Below are 8,408 nucleotides of genomic sequence, written 5' to 3'. Positions count from 1 at the left end.
GAGAAGCTCGAGCGCGACGACTCCGCCGGACCCGACACGAAGTGACACGCAGCGGGACCGGGCGGTCTGCCACCGCCCGGTCCCGACCTGTCGGTCACTCGGTGTTTCCGGTCTGCTCCTCCTCGCCGGTCGCGGTGTCGGTGTCCGGTTCGGTGGTGCCCGGCGACGATACACCGGGTGCGGATTCCTCGGGTTCCGTCACGTCGGGGGTGCTCTCGGGTGCCGGCGCGGGGGTCTCCGGCATCCCGGGTTCCGTCACGGCAGGCGGTTCGGTCACCTCGGGAGGCTCGGTCACTCCGGGCTCGCTCGGTGGGGCCTCCCCGTCGGGTACGGCGGGTAGATCGAACACCCAGCCGGTGGTGCCGTCCGGCATCCAGACGGCTCTCGTCGCATCGGCTGCGGCCTCGAACGTGACCCAGCCCGTGTACTCGGATCCCGGTTCGAACACGCTCGGGAAGGCGGGTCGTTCACTGCTTCTGCTCGCCACCGTGCGCATGCCGTCCGGGGTGAGGCAGCGGAAGTCCCGCGCTGTGATACTGCCGAGCCGGCGGTCGCCGGACTCCTCGGAGGTGGCAACGGTCATCCGTACCGCCACCGTGCCGTCGTCCTCGCGGGCGATCTCGTGGATCGTTGCGGACCCCAGGTCGGTCCCGTCGGTGGTGGTCAGCGGGAAGCGTTGTCCCACTTGTACCGCGGTGGGCGCGGTGTCGACGGTAGATTCGTCCTCGGGGGCCGTCCGGTCCGTCTCTTCACCGGGAACCGCCTGCTCGTCCTCGGTCGCTGCGTCGCCGTTTCCTGCTCCATCGGTCTCCGGTGCTGCGGCGATCCCGGTCCCTCCGCCGAGCACGGACGTCGGTGCGACACCGATTCCGCAGTCGGTGCGGATCAGGTCCATGTCGAGGGTCCACTCGTGTGTGAGGATGAGACGTTCCTCGACGTACAGCCGCAGTTTGGTGACCGCGGACTGCGCATCGGAGTCCCGCACGTAGTCGAGGGTTCCGGTGTAGCGGCGTGTCCCGTCCCGGATATCGAAGGTTGTACTGCTGTTCGGAGCGGGTATCGCAACGGAGGTACCGCCGATCACGAGTGTGCCCGCGGTCAGGTCACCCGCCTGCGGGGCGCTGCCGTCGAGGGGACACACCGCGCTGGCGGCGAACGTGCCAGACGTCTCGACCGCGTTGGAACTCGAGATGGCGGTGTTGCGGATCCGCAGGTCCCGGACCTGGGCGCTCGAATTGGCGGCGCCGTCCGCCCCCGCGACACAGGTGGTGCCGTCGTCGGCGTAGTACGACGCACAGGACGTGCCGGTGCTCTCGATCGAGAACAGTCCCGCGACACCCGACGACGAGAACTGTTGCCACCCGGTGTCGTCCGTTCCCGGGTCGGTGTCGTCACGTACGGCCGCGGTACCGTCGAACGTCGCACTGGTGATCTGACGATCCAGCGTGCCCGCCGACGAGATGCCGCGTGCGTACCCGACGGGGATGTAGTCGGGATCCACACCGAACGTGGCGGAGCCCCACACCGGCATCTGCCACGCGGCGAGTACACCGGTGCCCCGGCCACGAGAGCGCCCACGGCGGCGACGGCGGTGGCGATCACGGCGATCCTGCGCCGCAGCGCGTGTGCCGTGCCGGTCATCGTGGAGCACCCCCTCCGGGGCGCGTTCGCCGTCGTCGCGTTCGTCGCGTCGCGGCCAGAACGCCCACAGGACGAGTCCCGATGCCGCGATCGTGATGCCGCCGAGGACTCGGGGATCGGAGAGCCACACGACCTTCGCTGCGAGACCGGGTGCGTGCCAGACCACTTCGCGTACCTCGGTGACCCGGTACATGCCGGGGTCGGGGTTGGGGTTCGCGTCGCCGCGCATGGCGATGAGAACCTCGCCGCCGGTCTGGGGATGGATCTCGATGACGCGGTGCGTCACCGGACGTTCGCCGGGGCGGTCGACGGTGACGATGTCGCCGACCTCGATGTCGGTGGCGGGCACCTTGTGGACGAGGGCGAGTGAACCCTGAGGGATCGTCGGTGCCATCGATCCCGTCTTGAACATGATCAGCGAGTAGTGGAAGACGAACGCGCAGATCGTCAGGGCGATGCAGACGAGGCCGGCAACGGCGAGAACGTCGAGCACGACGTTCTCGACGGTCGACCACAGTCTGCGACGCCGCGGGCGCGGATGCGCCGTCTGCGGTTCGGGGGTCAGGGTGGGCATGACGTCGCCTCGGACGATGATGGGCACGGCCTCGGCCGCGATGGCGGCCACCGCGGGGGCATCAGTTGTCGACGCTGACGGCGGACATCTCCCAGGCTGCGCTGGTGCTCTGCGCCAGGCCGGACGGGTTGGTGCCGTCGGGCAGTTCGACAGTGAATCCGAGCCACTGTTCGCCGCCGGCGTCGAGGGTCACCGCGGTCGAGTCCGCGCCGGGCGACAGCGTGTACGTGGCGATCGTGGTGCCGGTCTGTGTGCCGTCGAAGGATCCCGGGTTGGTGGCGCCGAGGTCGACGATCGTGACGGTCAGGTTCTGGGCGAGGGTATCGCCCGCGGTGATCGGGGCCTTCACGGTGACGGTGGCGCCCATGTTGCCTTCGGTCTCCTTGAGCCCGAACAGCGCGTGCACCTCATGGCCGGGGGTCATGCCCTCGGGATCGATGGTGAAGGCCATCCATCCTGCCCCCTCCTGGGTCTGGAACTCGGCCCAGGTGGCGCCGGCGTCGACGGAGCCCTGAATGTTCTACGAGTTCTCACCGGTGCCGAAATCCGAGCTGCCCCACACGCTGTCGTTCCACGCCGCGAGGGTGATCACTACGCCGACGCCGAGTACCAACCCTGACGCGAGAAGCGCCCGCCGTTTCCGGCTGTTGCGACTGCGGGCCTGGTCGTTGGTTGTCATGGCTGTCTTCTCTTCTCGTAGTGGTGGGCGATCCTGTCGCCGCCCATGTCTACAGATACGCGCAGCGCAGCCTAATTTTTCCGGAATTCACCGTGATTAACGAGACGGGAGAAGGTGTAACGTTCCGCGACGGAGGTGATCGCCGGTAAACACCTGTGCCGGTGAGGATTCGGGGTCGCGTGCGCCCCGGAACGAGGGTGGCCGGGGATGTCTGTGCCGAGTATCACTTCCGCGGTTGCGGCCCGATTTCGGCGGAGCGGCGTCGTACGCTGCCGGGATGAGCGAAGACACCGCGCGGCGCAGGACCCTGCTGATCGTCCACCACACTCCCTCACCGCATTGTCAGGCGATGTTCGAGGCGGTCGTCTCGGGGGCGACGGACCCGGAGATCGAGGGTGTCGACGTCGTGCGCCGTCCGGCGTTGTCGGTCTCTCCCGGCGAACTGCTGGGGGCCGACGGCTATCTGCTGGGGTCGCCGGTGAATCTCGGCTACATCTCGGGTGCCCTCAAGCACGCCTTCGACTGTGCGTACTACCAGATTCTCGACGCGACCCGAGGACGGCCGTACGGGCTGTATCTGCACGGGAACGAGGGATCGGAAGGGGCGGTGCGAGCAGTGGACGCCATCACGGCGGGGCTCGGCTGGGAGAAAGCGGCGGAGTACGTCATCGCGTCGAACAAGCCGACCAAGGACGATCTCGAGGCGTGCTGGGAACTCGGTGCGACTCTCGCCGCCGGGTTGACGGCCGACTGAGCCGATTCTGGGGACAATGGGGTACGCGGGGATGGTGCGGGCGCCGACGGCCACGCGCCCGCGTCGTTCTCCCGCACCCGACGGATCGGAGAGTCAGTGAAGATCGGAATCATCGGAGCGACCGGCAACGCGGGCCGCGCGATACACGCCGAGGCGACACGCAGGGGTCACGACGTCACGGCGGTCGTCCGGAATCCCGATCGCGCACGGGAGGTCCTCGGAGCCGACGCGACCGTGCTCACACGGGATGCGTTCGATCTGGTGGTCGACGATCTCCGCGACTTCGACGTCGTGGTCGACGCCTTCGCGACGGCACCGGAACACGCCCACCTTCACGTCGACCTGGCTGCGCGGCTGGTTGCCATGTTCCGCGGCGTCGACGCGCCCCGTCTGGTGTTCATCCTGGGCGCCGGAAGTCTGACCACGGGACCGGACGAGCATCTCGCACTCGACGACATCCGGGGTGTTCCCGGTGCCGAGGCATGGATCGCGATCCCGCAGAGTCAACTCGAAGAACTGCGGTTTCTGCGTGATGTCGACGACGTGGACTGGGTCGCGGTGTCGCCGTCCCTGACGTTCGTCGTGGGCGCGGCGACGGACTACGTGCTCGGCCGCGACGAACTGCTCGTCGCGCCGGACGGTTCGTCGTCGGTCACTAGTGGCACGTTGGCCGTTGCGCTGATCGACGAGATCGAGAACCCCGCCCACGTGAGGACACGCTTCACCGTGCGTGATGCCTGACCCGACGTCGGCGGGGGATCGGGACGATCAGACGAAGTTCTTCTCGACGAATTTCGTCAGGCCCTTGGCTGCGGTCTCGATCGCGGTCTTCTCGGCGCGGCGTACCAGGAATCCGGGGACGGGGATCTTCGGGTCGATCGTGAGACTGAAATCGGCCCGGGTGCCGCCCTCGACGGCGGCGAGGGTGTACGAGCCGTCCTGCTGATTCTGCTGGGTGCTCTCGACGAGGGTCCACGACATCGAGTCGTCGCCGTTCCAGGTGTAGTCGACGACCTGTTCGTCGGTGATCCCGATGATCGACACGGTCATCCGCACCCGGTTCGGTCGGCCGTCGGGGTGGGTGGTCTCGACCGTCACCGACTTGTGGGCCGACGACCACTCGGGCAGACGCTCGACCGCCGCGATCGCCGCCATGACCTGCTGCGGCGTCGCAGTGATCTCGAAACTCCTGGTGCTGCTGTGTGCCATCGCCCCTCCTGCTTTCATCTGGACCGCTCTGATGCCCGGGCAATGTACCGTACGGACCCTCGCCCGCCCCGGTTCGGCAGGGTGGATGCGCGGCGTTCCGAGGGGCGATGGGTGTCAGTCCTGCTTCTCGTCCCGGTCGTCGCCGGGTGTGTCGGTTCCGGCCGTGCCCGCGGCACCGTCTTCGGGGGCCCGCGAAGTGGTCCGGCGCCAGTGTTCGGCGGTGCGCTGCTGGTAGCGCATCTGGTCGCGCAGGGCGCCCTGCACGGCCTGCGCGACCCACGAGTTGAGTGACACCCCGTTCTGCGCGGCAGCTTCCTCCGCGCGCGACTTGATCTGTTCGACGAGGCGGAGGGTGACCCGGCTGATGTCGCCGGTCATCTCCTCGAAGGTCGGGGGTGTGTCGCCACCTGCGGGTTCGGGGCCCGAGTGGACGTCGAGCACGGCCTCGTCGCCGACGAGGCGCACGGTCACCGTGCGGTCCCCGAGCGTGGAGGACACTTCGGCGGCCATGTCCGAGAGGGCGCCGAGAAGGGCCAGTCGTGCCGGTGCGGCTGCGGCTCCGGCGAGTGCGGCCGCGATCCGACGGGTCTCGTCGTCCCCGAGTTCGGCGGCGGTGGTGACGGAACCGGTGATCGCGTCGATGTACCGATCGATATTCATGACGCCAGTCTGACGTCACATACGATGTCGGTCAAGGGTGAAAGTGACGCCATCATGGCGTCCGCCCGGGGTGTGGTGGACACGCGACGGATCTGCCCCATCCGTGTAACGGGACGTCCGGCACACGCGGTAGCCTTCTGACCATGACCAACGGTGATTCCGCAACTGCTGTCGAGCTTCCGTTCGGCACCATCGCCACGGCGATGGTGACCCCGTTCACTGCCGACGGCAAGCTCGACGTGGATGCGGGCGTGCGTCTGGCGAACTACCTCGTCGACGGTGGCTGCGACGCACTGGTTCTCGCCGGCACGACCGGTGAGTCGCCGACGACCACCGAGAACGAGAAGATGGAACTGATGCGGGCCGTTCTCGGGTCCGTCGGCGACCGCGCCAAGATCATCGCCGGTGCCGGAAGCAACGACACGGCGCACAGCGTCGAACTCGCCCGCGACGCCGCGCGGGCCGGCGCGCACGGACTGCTCGTCGTCACGCCGTACTACTCGCGCCCGCCGCAGGTCGGTCTCTACGCGCACTTCACCGCCGTTGCCGATGCCACGGACCTTCCGGTGATGCTCTACGACATTCCACCGCGCTCCGTGGTACCGATCGAGACGGAGACTCTGCGCCTGCTCGCCGAGCACCCGCGCATCCTGGCCGTCAAGGACGCCAAGGGCGACCTCAATGCGGGCGCCGAGTTGATCGGCACGACGGATCTGCAGTTCTACTCCGGTGACGACCCGTTGAACCTTCCGTGGTTGTCGGTCGGTGCCGTGGGATTCGTCAGTGTCATCGGGCATCTCGTTCCCGGACGCCTCCGCGAACTGCACACCGCCCACGCCGCCGGCGACCTCGAGCTGGCCCGCCGTATCAACCTGTCGATGATCCCGATCTATCGCGCCGTCGCGCGCCTCGGCGGCGTCAGTGCCTCGAAGGCCGGATTGCGGCTCCTCGGCATCGACGTCGGCGAGCCCCGGTTGCCACAGGTGGTGCCCGACACCGCGCAGATCGATTCGCTGGCAGCGGATCTGCAGGCCGCGGGGGTGCTCCGATGAGCCGCCCCAGCCGCGGCCGCGGCCGCGCGACCCGCAACGCAGGACCCCCGGCGACCCGCCCGGCCCAGCGCACACCGCAGAACTCGGCGGCCGCGCGCCGACCCGATCCGCGGCCCGTCGATCCCACCGACCGGCTCGGTACCCCGCCGAAGGCTCCGAAGCACGGCCTACGTGTCGTGGCGCTCGGTGGAATCGGGGAGATCGGCCGCAACATGACGGTGTTCGAGCATCGCGGACGACTGCTCATCGTGGACTGCGGTGTCCTCTTCCCGGAGGACCAGCAACCGGGTGTGGACCTGATCCTGCCGGACTTCCGGTACATCGAGGACCGCATGGACGACGTCGAGGCGATCGTGCTGACCCACGGACACGAGGATCACATCGGTGCCGTGCCGTTCCTGCTGCGTCTGCGCCCCGACATCCCGGTGATCGGTTCCAAGTTCACCCTCGCCCTCGTCGCGGCGAAATGTCGCGAACACCGTCAGCGTCCCAACCTCGTCGAGGTCACGGAGGGGCAGCGCACCACCCACGGTCCGTTCGAGTGCGAGTTCTTCGCCGTCAACCACTCGATCCCCGATGCCATCGCCGTCGCGATCCGCACCTCCGCTGGGGTCGTGCTGCACACCGGCGACATCAAGCTGGATCAGCTTCCGCTCGACAACCGGCTCACCGACCTCGCGGGCTTCTCGCGGCTCGGCGACGAGGGCGTCGACCTGTTTCTCGTGGACTCCACCAACGCCGAAGTGCCCGGGTTCGTCACCCCCGAACGTGAGATCGGCGGGGTCCTCGACAATGTCATCGGCAAAGCGCGCAATCGCGTGATCGTCGCGTCCTTCGCGAGCCACGTCCATCGAATCCAGCAGGTCGTCGACGTCGCCCACCGGTACAACCGTCGCGTCGCCTTCGTCGGCCGGTCGATGGTGCGCAACATGCAGATCGCGCAGGACCTCGGATACCTGAGCGTCCCCGACGGCCTGGTCGTCGACCTCGACACCGCAGCGACGTTGCCCGACGACCGGATCGTGCTGGTGTCCACCGGATCCCAGGGCGAACCGCTCTCGGCTCTCTCGCGTATGGCGCGCGGTGAGCACCGGCAGATCAACATCCGCGCCGACGACCTCGTCGTCCTCGCATCGTCGCTGATCCCCGGGAACGAGAACTCCGTCTTCGCCGTCGTCAACGGGCTCGCCAAGCGTGGTGCCACCGTCGTGACCCAACAGAACGCCAAGGTGCACGTGTCGGGCCACGCATCGGCCGGTGAGTTGCTCTACCTGTACAACGCGGTCCGACCCACCAACGCGATGCCGGTGCACGGCGAATGGCGGCATCTCCGTGCCAACGCGGCGCTCGCCGAGGCAACCGGCGTGCCCAAGGAACGGATCGTGCTCGCCGAGGACGGTGTGGTGGTCGACATGGTCGACGGACTCGCGGAGATCGTCGGTCGGGTGCCGGTCGGGCACGTCTACGTCGACGGACTGTCGGTCGGTGACGTCGGCGAATCGACACTCTCGGACCGGCTCATCCTCGGAGAAGGCGGTTTCATCTCGATCTCGGTGGCGGTGGATGCCACCACGGGTCGGGCCGTGAGCACCCCCGAGGTGTCGGGCCGTGGATTCTCGGATGATCCGGGTGCACTGACCGAGGCCGCACAACTCGTGGACAAGGCACTCGACGAACTCGCGGCGGAGGGGATCACCGAGACCCATCGCATCGCGCAGGGGATCCGCCGGGTCGTCGGTCGTTGGGTGGCCGCGACGTACCGGCGCCGCCCGATGATCGTGCCGACCGTCATCGCCGTGTCCTGAGCGCGCACTCGGCGGCCCGCGCCCGTCCCGGCTG

At 68.2% G+C, this 8,408-nt stretch carries 9 protein-coding genes; 4 read left to right on the top strand and 5 right to left on the bottom strand.

Going from position 1 to position 8,408, the window contains the following annotated elements; genetic code table 11:
• Positions 1 to 94 precede the first annotated feature (94 nt).
• The 3 genes from LDQ05_RS18640 to LDQ05_RS18630 all read right to left on the bottom strand — a co-directional run bounded on the left by LDQ05_RS18640 (position 95) and on the right by LDQ05_RS18630 (position 2,894).
• Positions 95 to 2,266: a signal peptidase I gene (locus LDQ05_RS18640; RefSeq protein WP_226438445.1), complete on the bottom strand. Its 2,172-nt coding sequence runs from the start codon at positions 2,264 to 2,266 to the stop codon at positions 95 to 97.
• Between the two features lie 10 nt (positions 2,267 to 2,276).
• Positions 2,277 to 2,666: a hypothetical protein gene (locus LDQ05_RS18635; RefSeq protein ID WP_226438444.1), complete on the bottom strand. Its 390-nt coding sequence runs from the start codon at positions 2,664 to 2,666 to the stop codon at positions 2,277 to 2,279.
• Positions 2,667 to 2,735: 69 nt separating this feature from the next.
• A complete protein-coding gene (locus LDQ05_RS18630) occupies positions 2,736 to 2,894 on the bottom strand; it encodes a SipW-dependent-type signal peptide-containing protein (RefSeq protein ID WP_226438443.1) in 159 nt (52 codons plus the stop codon).
• Positions 2,895 to 3,171: 277 nt separating this feature from the next.
• Between LDQ05_RS18630 and LDQ05_RS18625 the strand changes: the two genes are divergently transcribed.
• Both LDQ05_RS18625 and LDQ05_RS18620 read left to right on the top strand, forming a co-directional pair.
• Positions 3,172 to 3,648: a flavodoxin family protein gene (locus LDQ05_RS18625; RefSeq protein WP_226438442.1), complete on the top strand. Its 477-nt coding sequence runs from the start codon at positions 3,172 to 3,174 to the stop codon at positions 3,646 to 3,648.
• 96 nt (positions 3,649 to 3,744) lie between these two features.
• Positions 3,745 to 4,389, top strand: a complete 645-nt coding sequence (locus LDQ05_RS18620) for an NAD(P)-dependent oxidoreductase (protein ID WP_226438441.1) — start codon at positions 3,745 to 3,747, stop codon at positions 4,387 to 4,389.
• 27 nt (positions 4,390 to 4,416) lie between these two features.
• Here LDQ05_RS18620 and LDQ05_RS18615 read toward each other — a convergent pair whose 3' ends face one another.
• On the bottom strand, positions 4,417 to 4,857 hold the full coding sequence (locus LDQ05_RS18615) for an SRPBCC family protein (protein ID WP_226438440.1): 441 nt from the start codon (positions 4,855 to 4,857) through the stop codon (positions 4,417 to 4,419).
• Positions 4,858 to 4,971: 114 nt separating this feature from the next.
• The gene (locus tag LDQ05_RS18610) at positions 4,972 to 5,517 is read right to left on the bottom strand and encodes a toxin-antitoxin system HicB family antitoxin (RefSeq protein ID WP_226438439.1); all 546 of its coding nucleotides are present in this window, start codon (positions 5,515 to 5,517) and stop codon (positions 4,972 to 4,974) included.
• A gap of 143 nt (positions 5,518 to 5,660) precedes the next feature.
• Here LDQ05_RS18610 and dapA point away from each other — a divergent pair, with 143 nt between their 5' ends.
• Together dapA and LDQ05_RS18600 are read left to right on the top strand one after the other, a co-directional pair.
• On the top strand, positions 5,661 to 6,569 hold the full coding sequence (gene dapA, locus LDQ05_RS18605) for a 4-hydroxy-tetrahydrodipicolinate synthase (RefSeq protein WP_226438438.1): 909 nt from the start codon (positions 5,661 to 5,663) through the stop codon (positions 6,567 to 6,569).
• The gene (locus LDQ05_RS18600) at positions 6,566 to 8,374 is read left to right on the top strand and encodes a ribonuclease J (protein ID WP_226438437.1); all 1,809 of its coding nucleotides are present in this window, start codon (positions 6,566 to 6,568) and stop codon (positions 8,372 to 8,374) included. Before dapA ends, LDQ05_RS18600 begins: the two co-directional genes overlap by 4 nt.
• Positions 8,375 to 8,408 lie beyond the last annotated feature (34 nt).

This window comes from Rhodococcus yananensis (assembly GCF_020515525.1).
Taxonomy (GTDB): Bacteria; Actinomycetota; Actinomycetes; order Mycobacteriales; family Mycobacteriaceae; genus Rhodococcus; species Rhodococcus yananensis.
Note: the sequence above shows the minus strand (reverse complement) of the source record. Positions and strands in the feature narration are given on the sequence as shown.

What these genes read in the sequence shown, in the direction of transcription:
- LDQ05_RS18635 (WP_226438444.1), bottom strand. Translation starts at nt 2,666, where the DNA reads ATGGCCTTCACCATCGATCCCGAGGGCATGACCCCCGGCCATGAGGTG.
- LDQ05_RS18630 (WP_226438443.1), bottom strand. Translation starts at nt 2,894, where the DNA reads ATGACAACCAACGACCAGGCCCGCAGTCGCAACAGCCGGAAACGGCGG.
- LDQ05_RS18625 (WP_226438442.1), top strand. Translation starts at nt 3,172, where the DNA reads ATGAGCGAAGACACCGCGCGGCGCAGGACCCTGCTGATCGTCCACCAC.
- LDQ05_RS18615 (WP_226438440.1), bottom strand. Translation starts at nt 4,857, where the DNA reads ATGGCACACAGCAGCACCAGGAGTTTCGAGATCACTGCGACGCCGCAG.
- LDQ05_RS18610 (WP_226438439.1), bottom strand. Translation starts at nt 5,517, where the DNA reads ATGAATATCGATCGGTACATCGACGCGATCACCGGTTCCGTCACCACC.
- dapA (WP_226438438.1), top strand. Translation starts at nt 5,661, where the DNA reads ATGACCAACGGTGATTCCGCAACTGCTGTCGAGCTTCCGTTCGGCACC.
- LDQ05_RS18600 (WP_226438437.1), top strand. Translation starts at nt 6,566, where the DNA reads ATGAGCCGCCCCAGCCGCGGCCGCGGCCGCGCGACCCGCAACGCAGGA.